Origin of the sequence: Pseudomonas sp. I2, from assembly GCF_040984075.1 — a bacterium.
Taxonomy (GTDB): Bacteria; Pseudomonadota; Gammaproteobacteria; order Pseudomonadales; family Pseudomonadaceae; genus Aquipseudomonas; species Aquipseudomonas guariconensis_B.
In genome coordinates, this window is sequence record NZ_JBCGFQ010000017.1 from 14,388 (window position 1) to 37,889 (window position 23,502).

The 23,502-nt window shown below is 62.0% G+C and carries 25 protein-coding genes and 1 tRNA gene; 21 read left to right on the forward strand and 5 right to left on the reverse strand.

The features are described from left to right. The first annotated feature begins 13 nt into the window (after positions 1 to 13). The 16 genes from WCE05_RS10760 to WCE05_RS10835 all read left to right on the forward strand — a co-directional run bounded on the left by WCE05_RS10760 (position 14) and on the right by WCE05_RS10835 (position 15,778). A complete protein-coding gene (locus tag WCE05_RS10760; RefSeq protein WP_368815894.1) occupies positions 14 to 3,304 on the forward strand; it encodes a phage tail tape measure protein in 3,291 nt (1,096 codons plus the stop codon). Next, positions 3,304 to 3,642 carry a phage tail protein gene (locus WCE05_RS10765; protein WP_368815895.1) on the forward strand — a complete coding sequence of 113 codons (339 nt, stop codon included), beginning with the start codon at positions 3,304 to 3,306 and terminating at the stop codon, positions 3,640 to 3,642. Before WCE05_RS10760 ends, WCE05_RS10765 begins: the two co-directional genes overlap by 1 nt. Next, positions 3,639 to 4,388, forward strand: coding sequence for a phage minor tail protein L (locus WCE05_RS10770; RefSeq protein ID WP_368815896.1), 750 nt, complete (start codon positions 3,639 to 3,641; stop codon positions 4,386 to 4,388). Before WCE05_RS10765 ends, WCE05_RS10770 begins: the two co-directional genes overlap by 4 nt. 2 nt (positions 4,389 to 4,390) lie before the next feature. Further along, on the forward strand, positions 4,391 to 5,146 hold the full coding sequence (locus tag WCE05_RS10775) for a C40 family peptidase (protein WP_368815897.1): 756 nt from the start codon (positions 4,391 to 4,393) through the stop codon (positions 5,144 to 5,146). Between the two features lie 30 nt (positions 5,147 to 5,176). Beyond that, entirely contained in the window at positions 5,177 to 5,599 is a 423-nt protein-coding gene (locus WCE05_RS10780; RefSeq protein ID WP_368815898.1) for a hypothetical protein, read from the forward strand. 44 nt (positions 5,600 to 5,643) lie between these two features. Next, the gene (locus WCE05_RS10785; protein WP_368815929.1) at positions 5,644 to 6,240 is read left to right on the forward strand and encodes a tail assembly protein; all 597 of its coding nucleotides are present in this window, start codon (positions 5,644 to 5,646) and stop codon (positions 6,238 to 6,240) included. A gap of 56 nt (positions 6,241 to 6,296) precedes the next feature. Further along, positions 6,297 to 10,214: a phage tail protein gene (locus WCE05_RS10790; RefSeq protein ID WP_368815899.1), complete on the forward strand. Its 3,918-nt coding sequence runs from the start codon at positions 6,297 to 6,299 to the stop codon at positions 10,212 to 10,214. Between the two features lie 37 nt (positions 10,215 to 10,251). Then, positions 10,252 to 10,536: a hypothetical protein gene (locus tag WCE05_RS10795; RefSeq protein WP_368815900.1), complete on the forward strand. Its 285-nt coding sequence runs from the start codon at positions 10,252 to 10,254 to the stop codon at positions 10,534 to 10,536. Beyond that, positions 10,536 to 11,210, forward strand: coding sequence for a hypothetical protein (locus WCE05_RS10800; protein WP_368815901.1), 675 nt, complete (start codon positions 10,536 to 10,538; stop codon positions 11,208 to 11,210). Before WCE05_RS10795 ends, WCE05_RS10800 begins: the two co-directional genes overlap by 1 nt. Before the next feature lie 12 nt (positions 11,211 to 11,222). Continuing rightward, positions 11,223 to 13,205, forward strand: coding sequence for a pyocin knob domain-containing protein (locus WCE05_RS10805; protein ID WP_368815902.1), 1,983 nt, complete (start codon positions 11,223 to 11,225; stop codon positions 13,203 to 13,205). Next, positions 13,205 to 13,645, forward strand: coding sequence for a hypothetical protein (locus WCE05_RS10810; protein WP_368815903.1), 441 nt, complete (start codon positions 13,205 to 13,207; stop codon positions 13,643 to 13,645). The genes WCE05_RS10805 and WCE05_RS10810 overlap by 1 nt, the downstream gene beginning before the upstream one ends. Beyond that, positions 13,632 to 13,910, forward strand: coding sequence for a tail fiber assembly protein (locus tag WCE05_RS10815; protein ID WP_368815904.1), 279 nt, complete (start codon positions 13,632 to 13,634; stop codon positions 13,908 to 13,910). The genes WCE05_RS10810 and WCE05_RS10815 overlap by 14 nt, the downstream gene beginning before the upstream one ends. A gap of 57 nt (positions 13,911 to 13,967) precedes the next feature. After that, the gene (locus tag WCE05_RS10820) at positions 13,968 to 14,411 is read left to right on the forward strand and encodes a structural protein P5 (protein ID WP_368815905.1); all 444 of its coding nucleotides are present in this window, start codon (positions 13,968 to 13,970) and stop codon (positions 14,409 to 14,411) included. Further along, positions 14,408 to 14,905: a DUF2514 domain-containing protein gene (locus WCE05_RS10825; protein WP_368815906.1), complete on the forward strand. Its 498-nt coding sequence runs from the start codon at positions 14,408 to 14,410 to the stop codon at positions 14,903 to 14,905. The genes WCE05_RS10820 and WCE05_RS10825 overlap by 4 nt, the downstream gene beginning before the upstream one ends. Before the next feature lie 34 nt (positions 14,906 to 14,939). Continuing rightward, positions 14,940 to 15,128, forward strand: a complete 189-nt coding sequence (locus WCE05_RS10830) for a hypothetical protein (RefSeq protein WP_253080884.1) — start codon at positions 14,940 to 14,942, stop codon at positions 15,126 to 15,128. Positions 15,129 to 15,595: 467 nt separating this feature from the next. After that, on the forward strand, positions 15,596 to 15,778 hold the full coding sequence (locus WCE05_RS10835) for a hypothetical protein (protein ID WP_225790754.1): 183 nt from the start codon (positions 15,596 to 15,598) through the stop codon (positions 15,776 to 15,778). Positions 15,779 to 15,900: 122 nt separating this feature from the next. Here WCE05_RS10835 and WCE05_RS10840 read toward each other — a convergent pair whose 3' ends face one another. Then, positions 15,901 to 16,323 (reverse strand): hypothetical protein, encoded by a 423-nt coding sequence (locus tag WCE05_RS10840; protein ID WP_225790753.1) that lies wholly within the window; start codon positions 16,321 to 16,323, stop codon positions 15,901 to 15,903. A 1,033-nt stretch (positions 16,324 to 17,356) separates the two neighbouring features. Beyond that, positions 17,357 to 17,938: a hypothetical protein gene (locus WCE05_RS10845; RefSeq protein WP_368815907.1), complete on the reverse strand. Its 582-nt coding sequence runs from the start codon at positions 17,936 to 17,938 to the stop codon at positions 17,357 to 17,359. Positions 17,939 to 18,459: 521 nt separating this feature from the next. On the opposite strand from WCE05_RS10845, the gene WCE05_RS10850 reads away from it, so the two are divergent. Next, complete coding sequence (locus WCE05_RS10850; protein WP_253081183.1) at positions 18,460 to 18,651, forward strand: hypothetical protein; 192 nt, start codon at positions 18,460 to 18,462, stop codon at positions 18,649 to 18,651. Positions 18,652 to 18,712: 61 nt separating this feature from the next. Here the strand turns inward: WCE05_RS10850 and WCE05_RS10855 are convergent, their stop codons facing one another. Then, positions 18,713 to 19,126 carry a DoxX family protein gene (locus WCE05_RS10855; protein WP_368815908.1) on the reverse strand — a complete coding sequence of 138 codons (414 nt, stop codon included), beginning with the start codon at positions 19,124 to 19,126 and terminating at the stop codon, positions 18,713 to 18,715. A 100-nt stretch (positions 19,127 to 19,226) separates the two neighbouring features. Then, positions 19,227 to 19,311, reverse strand: a tRNA-Leu gene (locus tag WCE05_RS10860). Positions 19,312 to 19,511: 200 nt separating this feature from the next. Here WCE05_RS10860 and WCE05_RS10865 point away from each other — a divergent pair. The 4 genes from WCE05_RS10865 (at position 19,512) to WCE05_RS10880 (ending at position 22,920) form a co-directional block, all read left to right on the forward strand. Next, a complete protein-coding gene (locus WCE05_RS10865) occupies positions 19,512 to 19,796 on the forward strand; it encodes a hypothetical protein (protein WP_225790777.1) in 285 nt (94 codons plus the stop codon). A gap of 140 nt (positions 19,797 to 19,936) precedes the next feature. Beyond that, complete coding sequence (locus WCE05_RS10870; protein WP_225790749.1) at positions 19,937 to 21,097, forward strand: nitrogen regulation protein NR(II); 1,161 nt, start codon at positions 19,937 to 19,939, stop codon at positions 21,095 to 21,097. Between the two features lie 5 nt (positions 21,098 to 21,102). Next, positions 21,103 to 22,548 carry an ATPase domain-containing protein gene (locus WCE05_RS10875; RefSeq protein WP_253081185.1) on the forward strand — a complete coding sequence of 482 codons (1,446 nt, stop codon included), beginning with the start codon at positions 21,103 to 21,105 and terminating at the stop codon, positions 22,546 to 22,548. Between the two features lie 12 nt (positions 22,549 to 22,560). Then, positions 22,561 to 22,920 carry a response regulator gene (locus WCE05_RS10880; protein WP_225790747.1) on the forward strand — a complete coding sequence of 120 codons (360 nt, stop codon included), beginning with the start codon at positions 22,561 to 22,563 and terminating at the stop codon, positions 22,918 to 22,920. Positions 22,921 to 22,989: 69 nt separating this feature from the next. Here WCE05_RS10880 and csrA read toward each other — a convergent pair whose 3' ends face one another. Further along, the gene (gene csrA / locus WCE05_RS10885; protein ID WP_043211735.1) at positions 22,990 to 23,187 is read right to left on the reverse strand and encodes a carbon storage regulator CsrA; all 198 of its coding nucleotides are present in this window, start codon (positions 23,185 to 23,187) and stop codon (positions 22,990 to 22,992) included. Positions 23,188 to 23,502 lie beyond the last annotated feature (315 nt).

Sequence of the window (23,502 nt, forward strand, 5' to 3'; positions counted from 1 at the left end):
CTTGGAGTTTCACATGGCCGACCAACAAGTCCAGGGCATGCTGGTCCAGATCGAGGCCACCACGCAGCAGTTGCGCCGCGAGCTGGCCAGTGCGGACCAGGTGGTCGCGCGCACCACCCAGTCGATCGACCGCAACCTGGCTCAAGTCGACTCCGCCTTTGACAGCGCCGGCGGTGCGGCTCAACAGGCCGGGGCGCTTATCCGCGGCGCCTTCGCGGCTGTTGCCGGTGCCGGCCTGATCGGCGGCATCATCAAGCAGGTCGATGCCTACGGGCAGATGGCCGACCGGATGAAGGCCGCCGCTGGTAGCGCTGGCGAGTACCAAGTGGTGCAGGAGCGCCTGCTGCAAACCGCGCAGGAGACCTACCGGCCCCTGGCCGAGGCTCAGGAGCTGTACATCCGTACGGCCGACGTGATGCGCAGTCTGGGCTTCAACACCCAGCAGACGCTCGACATCACCGACAGCTTCAGCTTCCTGCTGGTGACCAACGCTGCAGCGGCCGACAAGGCCGGCTCGGCTCTGGATGCCTATTCGAAGGCGTTGCAAACCGGCAAGGTCGATGCGGACGGCTGGGTGTCGATCCAGTCGGCCATGCCGACCATCGTCGATGCGATTGCCAGCGCGACCGGCAAGAGCGCGGAAGAGATCCGCAAGCTGGGCGTCCAGGGCAAGCTGTCGCTCGAGGCCATCAACACCGGCCTGTTGCGCACCGTTGAGGTCAACCGCAAGGCAGCAGCCGACATGTCCACCAGCGTCCAGGACGCGATGGTGAACATCGGCAACGCCATCAGCTCCTACTTGGGCAACATGGAGGAGCGTACCGGCGCGGTCGCTGGGCTTTCCAGCGCGCTGATTGCGGTCGCAGACAACATCAACCTGGTTGCGGCGGCCATGGGTGGCGCTGGCGTGGCGGCGCTGACCAACTACGTCGCCAAGTCCGGCCTGGCGCTGAAGGCTGCGCTCGCCCAGCGGGCCGCAGAGATCCAGAATGCCCAGGCCGCGTTGCGTGCTGCCGACGCGCAGCGCATCTACGCCCAGGCGCAATTGCAGCAGGCTCAGGCATCCGTGGCGGCTGCCACCGGCATGCAGCGCCTGTCCCTGGTGCAAACGCAACTGATCCCCAAGCAGGCAGCCCTCAAGGCTTCCACCGATGCACTGGCCATCGCCCAGACCAACCTGACGCGCGCCGCCACCGGCGGCCTGCTGGCGGCGCTGGGCGGACCAATGGGGCTCGCGCTGCTGGCCGGCACCACCGCGGCCAGCTTCCTGCTGCTGAGTGACAACGCGGACCAGGCCGGGGTCAGCCTCGACGACCTGCACAAGCCCGTTGCCCAGCTGCGCGAGGAGTTCCAGAAGCTCAACCGCGACCAGCGTGAAGCATCGCTGGTGAAGTGGCAGCAGGAGCAGATCAACGCGACGGACAAGGTCAAGGACGCCTATGGCGATCTGGCTCAGTCCATCCGTTCCGCAACCGTCACGGCGCCCGCCCGGGATTCGGGGGGGCAGTATGGGAAGCAGCTTCGCGAATACCAATCGGTGATCGACCGGTTGAACGAGGCCCGCGCGTCCGGTGCCGACTTGGCGCCGATCCTGCGAGAGGTCGGCGAGCGCCTGCAACTGCCGGCCGGTACCGTGCAGCAGTGGATCACCCAGGCCGGCGCTGTCAGCGATGCCGATCAGCGTTCGAACCTGATCGCCGAGACCCTGCGCGTTCTGACCAGTGTCACGCAGGAGAACACGGTCGCCACCGACGCGAATAATGCCGCCAAGGCCGGAATGAGCACGGCCGGGCAGACGTACCTGGACACGTTGCAGAAGCAGTTGGCCGGCCTGCAGGACAATGGCGACGCGATCAAGATCGCCAATCGCTACATTGCTGAAAACGCTGACCTCACTGAGACCGACCGCCAGGCGATCCTGTCGGCGGCGAATGCGATCGAGGCGCAGAAGAAGGCCAGCAAGGCGGCCACTGACAGCAGCAAGGACCGCACCAAGGCGCTCAAGGATGAAATCAAGGCGCTCGATGCGATCATTGATCGCGCGCTACCCGAGAAGAAGCGCCTGGAGGACCTGGCCGAGGGTGTGAAGGGGCTGCGCAAGGCTCAGGCCGCCGGCAAGATCACCGCCGCCGAGATGGAGCTCGGCATCAAGAACCTGAATGCGGCCTATGCCGACGGCACCATCCAGAAGCGCACCGAGGAGGAGCGGAAGCTGGCGGAAATCAGGCGCAATAGCGCCGAGGCTTACCGCAAGGCCATGGAGGTGGTGCTGCAGGCGCGGCAGGACGCAATCAGCGCAGATGTCGCCGGTGTCGGTATGGGCGACAACGAACGGGAGCAGGCCGACCGCCTCAACGCTGTTCGCGAGAAGTACGCCCAGGCGCGCCGCCAGCTGGAGGAGCAGCAGGAGGATGCCTCCCGGAAGCTCACCCAGTCGGCCTACGAGCAACGTCTTGCCGACCTGGCCGATTACCAGGCACGCGAGATCCAGATGGAGGTCGACGGCTTCGACGCCCGGCTGCAAGCGCAGGCGGACTATCGCAACGGCGCACGCCGCGCCTGGGACAACATCCGTGCCGATGCTGCCGATGTAGCGGGCGCGACGGATGACATGTTGACCGCCGGCTTCAACACGGCCAGCAACGCCATCGCCAATTTCGCCATGACTGGCAAGGCGAAATTTAAGGACTTCGCCACCAGCGTTATCGCGGACATGGCCAGGATCGCCAGCCAACAGGCTGCGAGCTCCTTGCTCAGCGGCCTGGTAGGGCTTGGGGTATCCGCAGTGGGCAGCTACTTCGGCGGCGGAGGGAATGGCCTGGAGGCTGGGTCGGCGGGAGCGGTGTCGTCAAACCTTGGCGCATCGCAGGCGGGCTATTCCAACACCTACTTCCCGCAGGCGCTTGGCGGCGCCTGGAGCGGCGGGGTGCAGATGTTCGCCAAGGGTGGCGCCTTTGCGTCGAACAGCATCCTGAACCAGCCAACGCCATTCGGCATGGCTGGCGGGAGGCTGGGCATCGCCGGCGAGGCCGGGCCGGAGGCGATCATGCCGCTGGCGCGAGGCTCCGACGGCTCCCTGGGTGTGCAAGTGGTTGGTGGATCGCCTGCCGGCGGCACGGTGGTGCAGGTGGATGCGCCGATGTACTTCACCGTCGAGGACCGGGGTGCTGAAGGGATGCAGCTGGACAGCGCCGCGTTGCAGCAGAACCTGCAGCAACAGATGCAACTGACGGCCGAGCGGGCTATTGCCGCTTCCTGGCGGCCTGGCGGGACGAGCTATCGCAACAGCAACGGGAGGGGCTGATGGCCATCGAGACCTTTATCTGGGTGCCGGACGACGAAGTCAGCACGGACAGCACGCTTCGGGTTCGCCGGTCCCGGTTCGGGGACGGCTATGCCCAGGTGAGCGGCGATGGTCTGAACGCTGAGGACGAGACCCATTCGCTGACCTTCGGTGGCCTCAAGGAGGAGCTACAGCCGATCTTGAGCTTCATCCGCGCCCATGGTGGCTATCGGTCGTTCCTGTGGACCACACCCGCTGGCGTCCTCGGTCTGTACCGCTGCTCGACATTCCGTGAGCAGTGGAGGCCCGGGGGCATCGGCGTTCTTTCAATGACCTTCGAGCGGGCGTATCACCCATGAGCCTTATCACACAGCTCCAGAAGCTGGAGCCTGGCGCTGAGATCATGCTGTTCGAGCTGGACGGCAGCGACTTCGGCGCCGATGTTCTCCGATTCCATGGGCACGCCATACCACATACTCCGGAGGAACTGGCTGCCGCTGGCGCTGATGCCGATCAGCTGCCGGCCAAGTCCATCTGGTGGCAGGGGCATGAATACGGCGCCTGGCCCATGCAGATCGAGGGCATCGAGGCCAACTCGGACGGCACGGCGGTTCGGCCCACCATCTCGGTCGGTAACGTCAACGGGCGGATCACGGCGCTGTGCCTGGCCTTCGATGACCTGCTCGAGTTCAAGCTGACGATCCGGCACACGCTGGGCCAGTACCTCGATGCGGCGAACTTCCCTGGGGGCAACCCCGAGGCCGACCCGACCGAGGAGAGCCTTGAGGTCTGGTACATCGACCAGAAGGTCTCTGAAAACGGCACCACCGTGGCCTGGGAGCTGGCCAGCCCTGGCGACGTGGGGGGCGAGTCGATTGGTCGGCAGATGACCCAGTTGTGCCACTGGGCCATGACTGGAGGCTACCGGGGGCCAAACTGTGGCTACACCGGGCCATACCGGGACAAGGATGGCAACCTGACCGACAACCCCGAGCTGGACGAGTGCGATGGGTGCCTGGGTACCGGCTGCATCCCACGCTTCGGCGAAGGCAACCCGTTGCCCTTCGGTGGGTTCCCCGCCGTCTCTCTCATCGCGCGGAGCTGACCATGCGTAAACACATCCTGGCCGCCGTGCAGAAGCACGCCGCGGCCGAATACCCGCGCGAGTGCTGCGGGTTGATCGTCGCCGCCGGCCGGACCCAGCGGTACATCCCGTGTGACAACACGGCCAGCGACCCAGCGGAAGAGTTCCGGATCTCACCCGAGCAGTACGCCGCGGCCGAGGATCAGGGCGAAGTGATCGGCATCGTGCACTCGCACCCGGACGCCACCAGCCGGCCGTCGCCGCGCGACCTGGCCATGTGCGAGGCCACGGCGTTGCCCTGGCACATTTTGTCTTGGCCCGAAGGGGATCTCAGGACGATTACGCCCGCTGGCCAGACGCCGCTACTTGGGCGCCCATTCGTGCACGGTGCCTGGGATTGCTGGCAGGTCTGTGCGGACTGGTACCAGCGCGAGCGGGGGTTGGAGTTCCCGGCCTACGCCCGAGAGGACGGCTGGTGGGAACAGGCCGACGGCCCGAGCCTTTACGAGCAGGCCTATGAGGCCGCCGGCTTCTACCAGGTCAGCCAGCCCCGGCGCGGCGACATGATCGTCATGGCTGTGGGGCGCACCGCGCACCCGAACCACGCCGGCATTTACCTGGGAAGCGATGCCCAACTGCCCGGCGAGCAAGCCCAGGTGTTCGGCCCTGGCCCATTTCTGCTGCATCACTTGTACGGCAGGCCATCAGAAATCATCGTGTTCGGCGGCCCCTGGTTCGACCGGACACGCCTGGTACTGCGTCACCGGGACGCCAAGTGATACATTCCGCCTTTTCAAGGGAGGGATCACATGCGAATTCTGATCGGGGTGGTGGGGCTGGCGTTGCTGGCGGGGTGTGCGACTTCGGCAGTTCCTGTTCAACAGGCTGATCCTGTGCCTAGAAATGAGCTCTATGCATTCCAGTCGAAACCGGCCGATGGTGGCGGGACTTTGACTGTGGTCCGTGATTCGGGTGCATTAGGCTCGGGTTGTGACATTGTCGTGTACATCGACGGGAAAAAGTCAGCGAAAGTCGGTCCAGGTCAGAGAGCCACGTTTTATTTGCCTCCTGGCCAGCCGAATCTCGGAATCGGCTTATCTGGCTCAGGCCTCTGCGGAGGGATGGCCGTTCGCTCAATTGCCGGGCGTGTGGAAGCCGGCCGGGAGAGTGTGTACCGGATTAGTGGTGACATGAACGGGGTCTACATTGGGCCCTACATCAATTACGACTGACAGACCGCCTTCGGGCGGTTTTTATTACCTGGAGATTCTGCATGATCGCGGCATCCGCAAGCTCTGGAATGGCAACCATCAAACTGTCTGGCCCACTTATGCGGCGATTCGGCCGAATCCATCGGCGCCTCCTGGATGGCGGTACCGTAAAGGAGGTGTTCTCAGCGTTGCGGGCAACACTGCCCGGTTTCGAGGATGAGGTGAAGAGGCTGGACTCACTTGGCATGCGGTTCGCTATATTCCGGAACGGTAAGAACATCGGCCAAGAGGATTTCGAGCGCGGCGGAAGTCACGATATTCGAATTGTGCCCGTGCTCGGAGGGAGTAAGCGGGGCGGCATTCTCCAGACAATCGTGGGGGCCGTCATGATCGTTGCGGGCGTATTCTTGTCGGCCACCCCATTCGGCACGCCCTTGATTGGAGCGGGTATTGGTTTGGTCGCCGGCGGCGTCATCCAGATGCTCAGTCCCCAGGCCAAGGGCCTATCCCAGAGCGCCGCCCCGGAAAACCTGCCGTCCTACGCCTTCGGTAGCGCCAAGAACACCACGGCCAGCGGCAACCCGGTCCCGATCTGCATCGGTGAGCGCCGATGGGGCGGGGCGGTCATCTCTGCGTCGATCCGCGCCGAAGACAAGAAATAGCAACGCATCAGCGAACAAGCCGCCTCCGGGCGGTTTTTTTATGCCCGGAGGAAAGCATGGGCGCAGCACAGCAGCTCGGCATTGCTGGCGCGAAAGGCGGCAGCAGCAAGCCAAAGACGCCGGTGGAGTCGCCGGACACCCTGCAGTCCACCAACATCGCCAGCATTCTCCTGGCTGTTGGCGAGGGCGAATTCGATGGCACGCCGACGGATCGCGATATCTACCTCGACAACACGCCGATCATGGATGCCAGCGGCAACGTGAACTTCCCGGGCGTGAAGTGGGAATGGCGCCCAGGCAGCATTGATCAGCAGTACATCAAGGGTATCCCGGCGATCGAGAACGAGACCACGGTCAACGTCGAGCTGCGCAGTGATACGCCGTTCACCCGTGCCCTGAGCAACATCCAGCTTTCGCGCCTGCGCCTTCGTTTCACCTGGCCGCGTCTGGCCAGCCAGGACAGCAGCGGCAATACCAACGGCTACCGCATCGAATACGCCGTCGATATCGCCACCGATGGTGGGGCTTATGCCGAGGCGCACCGCGGCGCCGTGGACGGCAAGACCACCAACGGCTACCAGCGCTCTGTCAGCGTGGACCTGCCGACCGCCACCTCGGGCTGGATGTTCCGCGTGCGCCGGATCACGCCGAACCAGAACAGCGGCACGGTCGCCGATACGATGACCATTGCGGGCTACACCGAGATCATCGACGAGAAGCTGCGCTACCCGAACACCGCGTTGCTGTACATCGAGTTCGACGCCCAGCAGTTCCAGAACATCCCCGAGGTCACGGTGCGGTGCAAGGCGCGCCGCTGGCCGGTGCCGAGCAACTACGACCCGATCACCCGGACCTACACCGGCGTGTGGGATGGCACCTTCAAGCAGGCTTGGACCAACAACCCGGCGTTCGTGACCTATGGCCTGTGCGTCGAGGATCGCTTCGGCCTGGGCAAGCGTATCAAGTCGTGGATGGTCGACAAGTGGGAGATGTACCGCATCGCCCAGTACTGTGACCAACTGGTGCCGGATGGCCTGGGCGGCCAGGAGCCGCGTTACCTGTGCGACATGAACCTGCAGGGCAGGGCCGAGGCCTGGATGCTGCTGCGGGATCTCTCGGCCATCTACCGGGGCATGGTCTATTGGGCGCATGGCTCGCTGTTCATGCAGGCCGACATGCCGCGCGCCCAGGACATCGACTACGTCTTCACGCGCTCGAACGTCATTGACGGCGACTTCGTGTATGGCGGTGCCGAGCGCAACACCCACTACAGCCGGGCCCTGGTCAGCTACGACAACCCGGCCAACAACTACGACACCGACGTTATCCCGGTGACCGACCTGGCGCTGCAGCGCCGGTACCGGGACCGACCGATCGAGATCTCGGCCATCGGCTGCACCCGCGCCTCCGAGGCCCAGCGCCGCGGCAAGTGGGCGCTGCTGAGCAACGACCAGGATCGCACCGTCACCTTCCGGACAGGCATGGAGGGGCGCATTCCGCTCCCGGGGTATGTCATCCCCGTGGCTGATGAGCTGGTGGCCGGCAGGCCCAACGGTGGCCGGATCTCGGCGGCCGCCGGCCGGGTGGTGACCCTGGACCGCGACACGCCGATCAAGGCGGGCGACCGCTTGATCCTGAACCTGCCGAACGGCACTGCCCAGGCGCGCACGGTCCAATCGGTGAACGGCCGTGCGGTGACCGTGACCACCGCCTACAGCGTCCAGCCTGAGCCGCAGCTGCAGTGGGCGATCGACTACGAGGACCTGGCTATCCAGCTGTTCCGCGTGTTGAAGACTTCGCGCACCCAGGAAGGGCAGTACGAGATCACGGCCCTCGAGTTCAACCCCAGCAAGTTCGCTGCGATCGACACCGGCGCCAAACTGGAAAGCCGGCCGATCAGCGTGATCCCGGTCACCACCGTGGCACCGCCGGCGAGCGTCACGCTGACGTCGGAATACGCAATCTCCCAGGGCATTGCGGTCAGCACCATGACCATCGCCTGGCCTGCGGTTGAAGGTGCCGTGGCCTATGACGTGGAGTGGCGCAAGGACGACGGCAACTGGATCCGCCTGCAGCGCGTCGGCACCACCTCGGTTGACGTGGTGGGCATCTACGCCGGGGCTTACCTGGCTCGGGTACGGGCTGTGAGCGCCTTCGACATCACGTCGATCTGGCGCAACTCCATGCTGACGGAGCTGAAAGGGAAGGAAGGACAGCCGCCGGCGCCTGCTTTCCTGAATACCTCCCCGGAGATTTTCGGTATTCGCCTGACCTGGGGCTTCCCGGCAGGCGCGGGTGATACCGAGTACACCGAGATCGAGATGGCCTCCGAGCCTACCGGCCAGAACCCGGTTGCCCTTGGCCTGCAGGCGTACCCGACCTCGACCTACCTGCACAGCGGCATGGCCGCAGCGGTAGTGAGGTATTTCCGGGCGCGCCTGGTAGACCGAAGCGGCAACATTGGCCCTTGGACTGACTGGGTGTTTGGGCAGTCGAACGCCGATGCCAGCGAGATTCTCGACTACATCACCGGCAAGATCACCGAAACTGAGCTCGGCCAGGAGCTGCTGTCCGAAATCGAGAAGATCTCTGGCAACGGCCCAGGCTCGGTGAATGTCCGGATCACCGAGGGTGACACGGCGCTCCAGAGCCAGATCGACTCGCTGCAGTCGCAGATTGCCGATATCGCGGGCACTCCCGACTGGGACGCGAATCAAGCCTATCTGGCGGGCTCCCTGGTCAAGCTGGACGGCAAGCTGTACAGAGCCAGGCAGGACGTTCCGGCGGGCACCCCGGTGACCAATGCCACGTACTGGGAGTACATGGGCGATTACGCCTCTCTTGGCGAGATGGTTTCGGCCTTGGCGGTTCGAATCGATGGCGTCGAAACCAGCGTCGAGGAGATCAACGGTGAGCTGGCCGCGATGGCCACCAGGATCATCGGCGTCGAGGCGCAGGTGTTCCCCAGGATGGCTGGTGGTACCGACTGGAAGGCCGGCGACTCTGGCGTCAAGGCTACAGCCTGGACGACGTACAGCGCCTTCGCCTCGGCGGACTTGGCGATCAGTCAAAGGATCGACACCATCGCCACCGAACTGGGCCCCGCAATCGATGCGAAGATCCAGGAGGAGGCCTACGCTCGCGCCTCCGAAGACGAGGCTCTGGCGCTCCGGATCACGTCCCTCAGTGCCAACCTCGATGGCGTCAGCGCTGACTTGTCCACCGAAATGATCACGCGGGCCACCGCGGACGAGGCGCTCGCCTCCCAGATCACGCATTTGAGCGCGGACCTGGACGGTGTGAGCGCTGACCTGGTGACAGAGATCACTGCGCGAGCGACGGCAGATGAGGCGCTGACGACTCAGATCACCAACGCCAACTCCAGGATCGACGACAACGAAGCCTCGATCATTACCGAGGCCACTACCCGTGCCACGGCTGACGAAGCCCTGTCAACGTCCATCACCCAGCTGAGCAGCCGTACGGGCGACAACGAGGCCTCCATCCAGACGATTGCCCAAACCCAGGCAACGACCGATGGCAAGCTCAACGCGATGTACAGCATCAAGCTGGGCGTCGACTCGCAGGGGCGCTACTACAGCGCCGGCATGGGGATTGGCATCGAGAACACGCCGAGCGGCATGCAGTCGCAGGTGCTGTTCCTGGCTGACCGGTTCGCGGTATTGAACCAGATCAACGGCGTGGCCAAGTCGGTGTTCGCGCTGGAGAACGGGCAGGCGTTCCTGAACAGCGCGATCATCAAGCAGGCCGACATCATCAACTTGATCATCACTGGCGAGTTGAAGAGTTCGAACTATGTGGCGGGCTCGCAGGGGATTCGCATCAACTTCGTTACCAATGAATTCGAGATCAACGGAGTGCGAGCCGGGCAAGGCCGTATGAACGTGACGAACCAGCTTCTGACCGTCTACGACCAAACCCGTATGCGTGTCAGGCTTGGGATATGGGGGTGATATGCCAGAAGGCCTACAAACATGGAATGCGAACGGTGTGCTGATGTTGGACCTTACGTCTCGCATCGGCCGTATCCATGAGACCTGGTCGAGCGGTACGGCCAATGGAAGTAGAACTGTTGCTGGGCTCGCGGATGGTGGTGAGCCGTTTGTGTTCGTCGAAGACAACTCGGCGGATCTTACGCTGGCCACCCTCTATGCCTATCCCAACGTCAGTATCAGCGGTACGACGGTGACTTGGTCATTTGTCGATTTCACCAACCCGATGGGCGGCGCTAGCGTTCCGCGACGTGCTGTCAACATCTCAGCAGGAACGTTCTGATGCCAGCAGGCATGACGGTTTGGTTTGATGATGGCGTGTTCCAGATTGATTCGGAGACAAGAGTGGCGACCTTGGCCTATCAAGCCACGTTCAGCGGCCCGTTTGTAAGCAACACCGGGCCTTTCGTCAGCGCCAATTACTACTTCGATATTACAATCCCGACCTCGGTCAAATCTTTGTTCTTCTACTCCGACACCTCGATGTTCATCGGGTTGTGGACACGGGTAGGCACGACATGGCGGTTCAAATGCTCAGCAGAGGGAACGATCAAAATCTATGGATTTGCTGATCAAACCATCACCCCTTCGACTTCTGGCCTTCAGCTCTTCGATTCGGCAGGGATCCTAACCTTCGATTCCGATTGCAAGTTTCTAAGGGTGTCGGACATCGTGCGCGGTGCTGCGTCCGGTACCACTCGGGCGTGGCCCAGCACTACCAGAAACTATGCAGCTGGAATTGGTAGTTTCCCAAAGCGCGGTACTGGTGCCGCCCTGGCTGGCATCCCGTACTGGGTTCAAATGTCGTACGGCGTGAGCATTGGCCCTTCCAGCGCTGGGGTTGGCGAGTTGCCGATCTCGTCAAGGCCAACCGGCGGTGCGGGAGTGGCGCCACCGGCATCCTCTCCAGCAATGCAGCCCCCCACTTTGATGATCGTAGACGTTACCGGATTCTAAATAGGAGGCCTGATGGCCAAGCAAGATATCAACCTGGGTACGGCGCCGTCCGGCCTGGATGGCGATGACGCGCGCACGGCATTCCAGAAGACGAACGCGAACTTCACCGAACTGTACGAGCGAATCGGCGGCACGGGCGGTGTTGGTGTCACGATTGCTGACGCAAACTCGCCGACGGCCAGTGGATTCTACCTGCTGTCGACTGCGGCCTCTGGTGGCGTCAACGGCCCGCCTCAGATTCCATCGATCGCTTGGTCGATCATCCATATCTCGGGTTCGTCCAACGGCAATGCGTCGGGGCAGATTGCATTCCCCCTGACCTCCGTTGCCGCGAACAAGCACCGGATGTTCCATCGGCAGCAGTTCGGCGGTACCTGGTCCGACTGGAAAGAAGTGCTGGACGTCGAAGCCGCGAACGCGGTGATTGCTTCGGTAGTTGCTGCGTTCGGCCTAGGGGTATCGCAGCAGCCCAACTGGCCCAACACGTCGATCAACGACTGCTCCAACGTCGGCGCGGGCGTCTACCGGACGCTGGGAGGGAATACCGGCATGCCCGCCGGCTGGAACACTTCGAACACCATCGAACTGCAGATCCGGCAGAGCGACTCTTCGCAGTTCCAGGCCACCCAGGTTCTTCACAACCCCGGTACCAACAGGACAGCGTTCCGCCATTGCACCGGGGCTTCGACGACCCCTGCGAATCCGACGTGGGGTGACTGGGTTATCGTGTCCTCGGAAGCGTACGTGACTAGCACGCTGGCATCTGTCCTGGCCTCTTATGGCTTAGGGGTGACCTCGATTTCCGTGGTCCCCATGGCAACGGTTGACGCTAACCGGGTCTCGAACTTCTTGGCGATCTCGTCTGCCGACGCCACGGCGTCCGGTCTCCCGCTCGCTGTTAACCATGTAATCGAGCACATCCCTGGCGGCTCCGGTGTCTCCGGGCACAAGCAACGGGCCTATCCTTTGACGTCCGTGACCGGCAACTATCGTAGATGTTGGATCCGGGCAATGTGGTCCAGCAGTTGGGGGCCATGGGAGGAGTGCGCTAACGAGAGCATGGTGGATTCGAAGCTGACTACTGCTCTCGGCAGCTACGGCATCGGCACCATCGGGCCCAACATCACCGATCTCGACGTCGCCACTGATGGAGGTATCTATCGGTTCAGCAATACTGCTGCCAACACGCCGCTGTCGGGTGCCTCCGGGTTGCTGCTGGTCGAAGGGTATTCGGCTGGAGCATCGGGTTACACTGCTCAGACTGTCATCACGGTACAGACCAACAACGCGGACCTGTACAACCGGATGTTCACCCGGACGCGGAACCAAGGGACGTGGGGGCCGTGGAAGGAGCGTATGGATACCGGCATGATCACCAGGTCTGCTCTGGACAGCACAGCCGGCAAGATCCTTAAGGTTGGTGATTTCGGGTTGGGGGCTCTCTCCGGGATGCAGCTGACCACGGCGCAGCTGGACAGCTACACGCTGCCCACGGGGCTGTACCGTATTGACATTGTTGGCACCCACAAGGGATTGCCGGCTGGCCCTTACTCCGTCACGCACAACTCCCTCAACTCGGGTAACGCGGCCAACCAAGTGCTTACTCACTTCACCAGCGGCGTTACTTATATCCGCAGTAACCAGGACAATGATTTTATCCCGCAGATGGAGTACGGCAGCAACGCAAACGGGGAATACTTCAAGTACGCAAACGGCGCTCTTATCTGCCGTCTTTGGGCGCGAGCGTTCAACTTTGTGAATGCATCAAACCTTAATGTGACCTGGACTTATCCGATGCCATTTGTACAAGTTCCAACTGTTTCGGTAAACCTAGTGTCCTCAACGCTCCCCACGCAAAAGCAAATCACGACTGTTGGGGCGTACTCAAGAAACGTGTCGTCAGCCGTTCTTGCCGCGCTTTCCGTTGGCGCCTTCGTTGCCGCTGATGCTTCTGGAAACTTTTTTGACGCCGTTGCTGTAGGGAGATGGTCATAATGCGCATCAATCTTTCCCCAGTTCGCCTGGACGAAGAGCTCGTCGTCGACCGCGAGGGCGACGTGCTTTACCTGAATGGCCAGGAGTTCGACTTCAGCCCGCTTCCAGACGGGGCAACCCTCCCTCGGGAGGCAATCGACTCAACCTGGTTCGCGGGCCCGGTGGAACGCATCGATGGTGAACTGCACCTGACCCTGGTCCTCCCGCATGGGGCCAACGCACCGAAGGAGACCAGGTTCCCCGAACCGATCATTCTGCAGGACGACGGCCCCCTGGGGTTGCCGGTTCATGACGCTGCTCCCATTCCAGCCCCTGAGATTCCGGTGCCCGTGATCCCCGAGCAGGAGCAGGAGGCTCCCGTCGACGATGGTTCGATGGAAGACCCGATGGACGACGATCCACAGCAAGACGGCGAGGCGAACGCAGATGAGCAATATTGATTGGTCGAAGATGGTCACGGCAGAAATGAAGGCCGCGCAGGCGGCAGCCAGTCTGCTCGCGGATGTGCAGGCGGAGATCGCCAGGCTGCGCAAGGCCGCTGACGAAGCCATCGCCCCGCTCCAGGATGCCGTCGACCTCGATGAAGCCACTGAGGTCGAGGCCGACTCACTGAAAGCCTGGAAACGTTATCGAGTCGCCCTGAACCGCCTGCCTGACCAGCCAGGCTACCCCGCAGAGATCGACTGGCCCGCGCTGCCGGCCTGATCCGCCCCGAACCCACCGACCGCCGCCTGGCGGTATTTTTTTGCCTGGAGAAAACCTATGACCGCTCGCGGTATCCGCAACAACAATCCCGGCAACATCGACTTCAACCCCCGCAACGCTTGGCAGGGCCAGCTCGGCCTGGAGATGGGTGTGGCCAAGCCACGATTCGCCCGGTTCGACACGCCCGAGAACGGCATCCGCGCCCTGGGCAAGCTGCTGATCAACTATCGCGGCAAGGACGGCATGCCCGGCGTGGGCGGGAAGGGCATCGACACGGTGCTGGAGACCATCAATCGCTGGGCGCCGGCGAACGAGAACGACACCCAGGCCTACGCCTCGGCCGTGGCCAAGCGCCTGGGCGTGCGCACCACCGCCCCGATCAACATCAAGGACCCAGCCACACTGCGGGTTTTCGTCGAGAGCATCATCATCCATGAGAACGGTGGCAACCCGTACAAGGCCACGGTGATCGATGAGGGTGTGCGGCGGGCCCTGGCATGAACCCCTGGGCAACAGTTGGCGTGGCAGTGCTGGTACTGCTGGCCTCCCATTGGGGAGCATACGAGCACGGTCGTTCAGTGGAGCTGGCCCAGGCCGCCCAGGCATCAGCACAGCGGGACAGTGGCGATCGCCTGGCTGAGGTGCTTGGCGAACGTAGCGCCCGGGAAGAAGAACAACGACGCGCCGAGGCGCAGGAGGAGGGGAGAGCCCATGCAAGACAGGAAAGCCAAGTGGCTGATGCTGGTGGTGCTGGCGCCGATGCTGCTGGCCAGCGGATGCGCGATGACGCAGCCAAGCTTGCCGCCACCGTCGGTTGCCCCGCCACGGATACCGGTGCTATCGCCCGAGGCCAAGCAGCCACCCGCGCCGCCATGGTGCTCTCCGACCTGCTCGCACGGGCTGATGAACGAGCGGGAGAGCTGGCGAAGGCGTATGACAGAGCTCGAATAGCCGGCCTGGCCTGCGAGGCGGCCTATAATGCGTTGACCAAGTGACAGGAGCCAGGCGGTGAAGCGCACCCTAGAAGGAATGATCCTCGCCGGCGAGCCGCTGATACAGCAGGCGGTCGATGCTCTGCGGCAGTATCACCAGGCCGAGGATGCTGGTGCGGCGCCGGAGGAGATCGAGCGCCTACGCTTGCTGGCCGAGTCGCTTTTCCAGGTCGTGACGGACTACCAGTTGCGTGCCTTGGGCGGGCCTTCTGAAACGCTTCATTGAGTGGGGATTTGGGTTGGCAGAACGCCGGAGGAGGGACGAAAATCGGTTCCGCAACCTCTTCCGCACCCCTTGATTTTAAAGGGCTGCAGCCGAGCTAGAAATGCTTTCATGCGGAACTGATAATCTCGTAAGTTACTGAAATTCAAAGAAATACGGTTCGGATTGCAAATCCGTCTACGCCGGTTCGATTCCGACCTCGGCCTCCACTCTTCAAAACCCCGTAGATCTAGGTCTACGGGTTTTTTCGTTGTGGGCTGGAAAAGGCAGGAGTTCTGAAACCAAAGGCTAGGAGTTCCGAAACGTCAGCCTTTCGAGGGCTTGGCGATCGCTCCGACGCGGCGGTAAACACGCGTCGTGATCTCCTCCTTAATGGCGGTGCCCAGCAGCTTTTGGCGCTCGAGCAGAGTCTTTCCGCGCCGCCAGTGGTGGCATGTATGGTTAAATGGCTGCCCCACAGGAGAATCGATATGAGCAAGGCTGCCAAAACCCCGTTCTATATCGCTGGCGCACCAATGATTGCCATTGGCGCCGCTTTCGCTGCGGTTGGTGCCGCCGGCCAGCCCGCGTTCGGCTGGACAGCTGCAGGGTTGCTGATTCCTGGCGCTGTGTTGCTGATCGTTGGTGCCTTCCGGAATCGTCGGCGGGCTTGAGTAGTTGTAGGAGGAGGGCTGCGCGCGCGCTTCGAACAGATCGATCTGCGTTGCATTCCCTCAATCCTATTGCACCGAGCCAAAGGCGCCGCGCCCAAGATCGTGCGGCTGGACTAGGCGTCTCAGGTCTTGCTGCCGTAACACGCCCTGAGAGTTTCCTGATATTCGTGACTGAGTTCACGTAGCGCTGCGATTCGGGAGAGCGAGTAACCCCACTTCTCTGCGTTCTGGATGGTGTGGCTAATATCGTTCACTTCATCCCTGAGGGGGATGCATCGGTCGTTCTCTAATGCATGCAGCCTGCTGCTTGTAGCGCCCAGCTGAGCTTGCAGTCGATCGTTCGCGGTCCTCCATTGCTCGATGTAGCCACGTAGCTGTGCATTCGATTTTTCAAGCGCTTGGACCTTGTTAGTTGATACAGATAGGTCGCCCTTGATCTCTACGAATTTGACAGTTGCCGTGATGAGTGACGAAGCCACGGAAAAGATGAGTGTGAAAAGACCAACGGTCCACCAGGTGGGGCTGGTGCTTTCTTGCTGTGACATTGAGGCTCCTGTGGGCAGAGTAGGATCAGGAGTCTACAGCAATGGCCTTTGGGTGTTCAGTCGCGACGTTACCGAGTTTCTAATCGCCAAAACTAAACACACCAACATTCGTTGATGTGAAAATGGTTTTTTGTACATGCCCGCTAAAAAGGGTCGGTATTGTACATGGGGCAACCCTGCCTTTCGTCGTGCAGTGGATGCCTGTTTATACCGCCTATCGAGCGTGGGCTTTTTCACATGGAGAAAAGGATGACCATTTACCCGGATAACGCAGGGCTATTCTTCTACGCGACGGCGCGGGCATTAAAAAGAAAACGCCCGATAACGCGGGCGTGATCCATGAGTCTGTATTCGGTTAGCTTCGAATATGTGCTGTAGTCGTAGGGCAGGTGGAAGAGCGTTAGCCAACAAGGTTTTCGATTTTTTCCCGGTCTCGCTTCATTAACTCTATTCGAATTAAGTCTTTAATGAAGTCGATTTGATCGTCTGTGAATGTTCCCGACATCTTTTCGTAAAGTTCTTTTTCAAGATTTTCTATCGATCTGCGACTGATATCTTCCATTGGCTCCCCGCTTATAAATGCTAAACATTCTGTTAAATATTTTTATAGTCAAGACAGCCTGGAAGTGGCTGTCGATGGCCTTTTGCCATGGCTCTGGATGGTACCTGATCCATTGAAGTCAAGCGACGGGATGAGTAAAAAAATCTTCCATCGCGAGGCAGCGGTATGGCTGTGCGATGGCTGGGCACGTAGGAGCCTTTTCTGTAGGGAAACCCAATGACCTGCCGATACCGGCGCTCTGGCTAGCGACGATGGCTACACCTTGTGCTGGCTGGAAGCAAACGCTCAGTTGCAGCAAGTATCGACAAGCACTGACGCGTACTCGCGCCGCCACCAGGCTATGGGATCAGCAGCACCCCAACTGGTATCAGTCCGATCAATTGATGAGGTAGATAACACGCGACCGCGACGCCGCCGTCTTTATGCAGGAGTGAGTGGAAGGCGGCCTCATGACCGCCACCCTTTCACTTCTCAAAGCTTAGAAACATCCGCCTCAACCACATCAGCCGCCGGCGCCTCAGTGCTGGTGGCCAGTTCCGTAGGAAGGGTAGAGAAGGTCACGGCATACTTGCCCAGGTCGTTTTCCTGCCGCTGGAAGCTGATCGCCACCTTGTCTCCGTTCCACTTCATCACCTCCGTCAGATACGACGCCCCGGACTTCATCTTGACCCACTGGCTATTGCGCTCGGCAGGCTCACCGAAGCGTTCGGTCAGCATGTCCGTGACCAGGTGGAGGCTGTTGGCATTGCCGCTGAAGACCAGCTCGCGCACCTGTCCGTCTGCCAGGGTGGCGACGAGGTTGTAGCCTGGCGAAATGGGTAGGTAGGGCAGGCCGTGGATTTCAAAGCGGCTCGGGTCGGCGGTCGCTACCCGGCAGGGCTCGGTGGGGCGGGTTTCGTCGGTTGGGCATTCTGCGACCTGCTGCAGGAAATCGCCTTGCAAATCGACGCCCAGGAACGAACTTGGCTCCTGTGTCCAGACGCGTTCGGCCTGGCGGGAGTCTGCCCAGGCAGGGAGGGTAGCGAACAGGCTTGCCGAAGCGGCCAAAAGCATTAGAGGCCTCATGGATCCATCCTTGGGAGGAAAAAGTGGATTCAGCGCCGCAGAGTACCCGCCTGTGCAGCAGGTTAAAATGCTGCCGGAATGCCATTGCGGCGGCCTGACAATCCTGGGTAAGAGACGAGAACAGCGCGGAAAAGTTTAAGGCAATGCCTGAAACTGTGCGCTGCGTCACATTTTTTGGCCTGTAAAGGCGATCTTTGTGGCAGGCAAAGAAAACCCGCCATCAGAGGCGGGTTGAAAGAACGTACGAAGCCTGTGCATTGTGCTCGGGATGATGTCAGAAATTCGTGAAGAGCATGTCCAGAGTCTGTCGAAATGCCGCAATGATGGGCTTGTCCACGGCTGATGCGATAGGAGGGCGCAAAAAAGAGCCCGCCATGGGGCGGGCAAGGACGTTTGAAGGGAGAGCATCCAGGCTAGCTGGCAGGGGGTTAAGCCAGCGTTAAGCACGAGCGATTGACCTGGCGCTCGGATCGCCCTATACAGGCGGGCGCTAACCTCAGGAGCCAGGTATGCACGACGAAGACGACCTTCCCGAACCCGAGCACGATCATCTGCTCGATCATGAATTCCTCTACGACGACTTCGACCCGGAGGCCGATGCCCAAGGTGCCTTGGATGAAGCCGAGGAAGACGAAGCGCTGCTGGATGATTTCGACGATGAGGACCACCCGGCCTGGCACGACGAGGTCGACGACAATTGAGGCCTGCGATACGCAGGCCTCTTTGCAGGTAGCCTCACCGCGAGGCGCGTCCGGCCAGGCGTCAACGGCGATCGAGCGAGAAGCGTCCGGCGCCGGTCAGGGCCAGCAACAGCAGGCCGCCAACGATACTCAGGTTCTTGAAGAACTGGGTCATGTTGGCGCTGCGCTCGGGGTCGACCATGTTCCAGAAGGGGTGGCCGAGCAGCGCCGTGCCCACCACGAACAGCGCGAACAGAAACGCCAGCGGGCGGGTATAGAAGCCCAGGATCAGCAGGATGCCGACGGCGAACTCCATGATCACGGCGATCGCCGCTGCCAGCATCGGGACGGGGGCGCCCAGCGACGTCATGTAGCCGACCGTGCCTTCGAAGCCGGTGAGCTTGCTCCAGCCGGACATGATGAACAGGATCATCAGCAGGACGCGGGCGATCAGGATGATCAGGTCGCGTTGACCTTCGAACAAGGAGTAGCGCATGGCGAGGTTCCAGTGGACGGGGACATGTTCCACTTTAGCAGCCGCTTCGATTTGCGCCGGATGGAAGAAAGGCGCCGCGAGGGCGCCTTTCGAAAGAAGATGGTGCGAGTGGCGGGACTCGAACCCGCAAGGCTGACGCCGACAGATTTTAAGTCTGCTGTGTATACCAATTCCACCACACTCGCACGCTTGAAAGGGTCGTGGCGACCGGCGCGCTTCAGGGCAGAAGGGCCTGGCAATCAAGCGCGCTTTATAACCCATCGTTATAGCCGAGTCAACCACACCGCGTCTTCCAGGCGGATATGGGCAGGGATTGGATATGTCCGTTGACACCTTGCTGTCACTGGGCCACTGTTACGTCATTGGATCCAATGGGTACGCAATCATGCCTTCGGCCACGCCGTCCTCCACCCCTGCGCGTATCGTCCGGCCGAAGCTGTTCTGGCGCTTGTTGTTCCTCCAGGTCTATCTGTTGGCGATTTTCCTCTATCTGAGCCTGATGGCCTTGGGCGGTTACCTGCTGATGCTGGGCTTCGACGAGCCGCGCCCGGAGGCGCAACGGCTGATGGCCCTCGGGGGAGGGGGCGCGATCATGCTGGTTTGCCTGTGGCTGCTGAAGGTGGCGCTGCCGCGGCGGCTCAGCCCTCAGGTGGTCGAGCGGGAAAGCTGACGAACGTCTCATGCAAACCGGGCGGTGAGCCTGCAATGGGCTTGCCGCATGATCAGGCCTGCGCGCAGCTGTCTATCCTGTATCGGTACCCATACACTACGCTCAATCAATATGTCCCCTGCGGTGCCCGTGGAGCTTGCATGGTTTCAGCCGACCGCCCCAACCAGCCGGAAATCCCCACCAACCTCTACGAACGGCTGGTCCAGTCGGTGTTGGACTACGCCATCTACATGATCGATCCCACAGGTACCGTGGTGTCCTGGAATGCCGGTGCCGAGCGGATCAAGGGCTACCGTGCCGATGAAGTGATCGGCCAGCATTTCTCATTGTTCTTCACGCCCCAGGATCGTGCCGACGGGCGTCCCGAATATTTGCTGCGCCAGGCCCTGGAGCAGGGGATGGCCCAGGATGAAGGCTGGCGGGTACGCAAGGATGGCACGCAGTTCTGGGCCCTGGCTGCGCTGGATGTGATTCGCGACGAGGCTGGGCGGATCATCGGCCTGGCCAAGGTCACCCGCGACATCACCGACCGCCGCGAATCGATGCTGCAACTCGATGCCATCCGCGTCCAGTTGTTCCAGGCGCAGAAGCTCGAGGCCCTGGGCCAGTTGACCGGCGGGCTGGCCCACGACTTCAACAACCTGCTGACCATCATCCTCAGTTCCGCCCGCCTGGCCCTGGGCAGCCAGGATTCGCAACGGGTGCAGCGCCTGCTCCAGCACATCCTCGATGCCGGCCAGCGCGGCACCCAGCTGACCCGGCAACTGCTGACCTTCGCCCGCAACCGGCAAATGAGCGTCACGCGCATCGCTCCGGCTGAACTGATCGACTCCACCCGTGGTCTTCTGGAGCATGCCCTGGCCAGTGACATCGAACTGGAGGATCGGGTGGAGCCGGACCTGCCGCTGATCGAAGTGGATGCCGGGCAGTTGCAGATGGTCCTGCTCAACCTGCTGTTCAATGCCCGCGATGCCATCGAAGGCCAGGGGCGTATCCGCCTGGAGGTGGGCTGTGTGGAGCTGGCGGGCGAGGTGGAAGGATTGCAAGGGCGTTTCGTGCGTTTCGATGTGCACGACACCGGCCAGGGCATAGCGCCAGAGGTGTTGCCGCGCATCTTCGAGCCGTTCTTCACCACCAAGGCGTTCGGCAAGGGTACCGGCCTGGGGCTCAGCCAGGCCTATGGTTTCGCCAGGCAGAGCAATGGCGCCATCTGCGTGGCCAGCCAGGTGGGCGAGGGGACGAGCATGAGCCTCTACCTGCCGGCTTGCCCAGGCGCCCCCGACCCCGATCACAACGAGTAGACAACATGGCAGAACCACTCAAGCGGCTGGCGACGGGAATCGAAGGGCTCGATACCCTGCTCAAGGGGGGGCTGGTGGCGGGCGCCTCCTATATCGTCCAAGGCCCGCCGGGAGCAGGCAAGACCATCCTGGCCAACCAGCTGGCCTGCGGCCATGTGCGGGACGGTGGGCGGGTGCTGGTGGCGACCTTGCTCAGCGAGTCTCACGAGCGGTTGTTCCAGTACCTGTCGACCCTGGCGTTCTTCGATCCGGCGCTGGTCGGCGACCCGATCCAGTTCGTCAGTGCCTTCGACACCCTGGAGCAGGAAGGGCTCGATGCCGTGGTCAGGCTGTTGCGCCAGGAGATCGCCCGGCAGCAGGCCAGCCTGCTCATCGTCGACGGCCTGCTCAATGCAAGGGTACGGGCCGAAACCAGCCTCGACACCAAGAAGTTCGTTTCCGAGCTGCAGGGGCATGCGGCGTTCGCCGGGTGCACGGTGCTGTTGCTGACCAGTGCACGGGTGCAGGAGGGCAGCCCGGAGCACACCATGGTCGATGGGGTGATCGAGCTGGGCGAGCACCTGGTGGGCAGCCGCGCCGTGCGCCAGATCCAGCTGCGCAAGACGCGTGGCAGCGGCGCGTTGTCAGGCCTGCACGAGTGCCTGATCAGCGAGGCCGGCTTGCAGGTCTACCCGCGCCTGGAGGCCTTGTACAGCCACCCGAGCCAGATGGGGTCGGAAACCTTCAGCCGGGTCACCACTGGCATCACGGCCCTGGACGAGATGCTCGGCGGTGGCGTGGGCAAGGGTTCGGTCAGCCTGGTCATGGGGCCTTCGGGCATCGGCAAGACCTCCTTGGGGCTGGCCTTTCTCGCCGCCTCCAGCCACGAGGCGCGCGGCTTGCACTTCGGCTTCTACGAAACCCCGGCGCGGCTGCGCCTGAAGGCCACTGCGCTGGGCCATGACATTGCCATGCTGGAGCGCCAGGGCGACCTCGAGCTGTGCTGGCAGCCGACCACCGAAGGGCTGCTGGACCAGGTCGGTGCCCGCTTGCTCGAACGGGTCCAGGCGCTGGGGGCCCAGCGCGTGGTGATCGACAGCCTGGGCGCCTTCAGCCGGCTGGCGGTCGATCCGGCGCGGCTCAATGCGTTCTTCCGGGCATTGACCGGCGAGTTGCGCGCCCGCGATGTCAGTGTCCTGTTGACGTGGGAAATGCGCGATATCTTCGGCTCGGAAATCACGGCCCCGGCGCCGGACCTGTCGAGCATCGTCGACAACCTGCTGTTGATGCGCTTCGTCGAGCTGGATTCGCAACTCAGGCGCATGGTCTCGATCCTCAAGGTGCGCGACAGCCACCATGATCCGGCCCTGCACGAGCTGTGCCTGGGCCCGCAGGGCATCACCCTGCGCAAGGCCTTCGAGGGCGCCAGCGGCGTGCTTTCCGGCACGGCGGTGCCCCAAGGGGGCGACTGATGGGATAGCGCGATGAACACCATCCTGATCGTCGACGACGAGTACCTGATAGCCGACATCCTCGGGTTCGCCCTGGAGGATGAGGGGTTTCTCGTCGAGAAGGCCAGCAACGGCCGCAAGGCACTGGACGCGCTCAAGGACAAGCGGGTGGAGCTGGTGATCACCGACTACATGATGCCGGTGCTCAATGGCGAGGAGCTGGTCAGGGCGATTCGCGAGGAGTTGCAGTTGCCGGACTTGCCGGTGATTCTCATGAGTGGCGCGCAAGCCAGCCAGGGCCGCATCTGCCCGGAGCTGTTCGCCGCGGTATTCGACAAGCCCTTCGACATGGACAGGATGATCGCCAAGGTGCGCGAACTGCTGGGCACCTGAAAGGTGGCCCGCCGGGGCGGGTGGGGCGTCGGTCAAGCGCATCCGTGCGGCTCGAGACTTTAAGGAAGGTCAGTGCTGGTCGTCGTTTTTCTCCGGTGCCGGATTGCCGGCCTGGATGCGCTTGAAGATCTCTTCGCGATGGACCTGGACATCCTTTGGCGCATCGATGCCGATCCTCACTTGCATCCCTTTGACTCCCAGAATGGTGACTTTGATGTCATCGTCGATGACGATGCTTTCGCCAACCTTGCGGGTGAGTATCAGCATGTAGTTCTCCTTGGTGATGATGAAATCCGCACGGCCAGGTGCCGTGGCGGTGGGAGCTTGTCCCTCTTCCTTCTCATTAAAGACGCTTTCGGCGCAGAGTAATTCCCCTGCAGACAAATTCTGTTGCCTGTCTTTAGTCGCAGGCGCCGACCAAGGCTCGAGGCAGTCAATCGGCGAAGGTGCTCGGTGGCAAGGATAGGGTGCTTGCGTCCATATGGGAAATTTCTCTGCTTGATAGCGTAAATAGTCGGGCTCAATGATCGTTTATATGTCCAGCGCCTGCAGAAAATGCAGCGATCGAGCGCTATTGTGGCG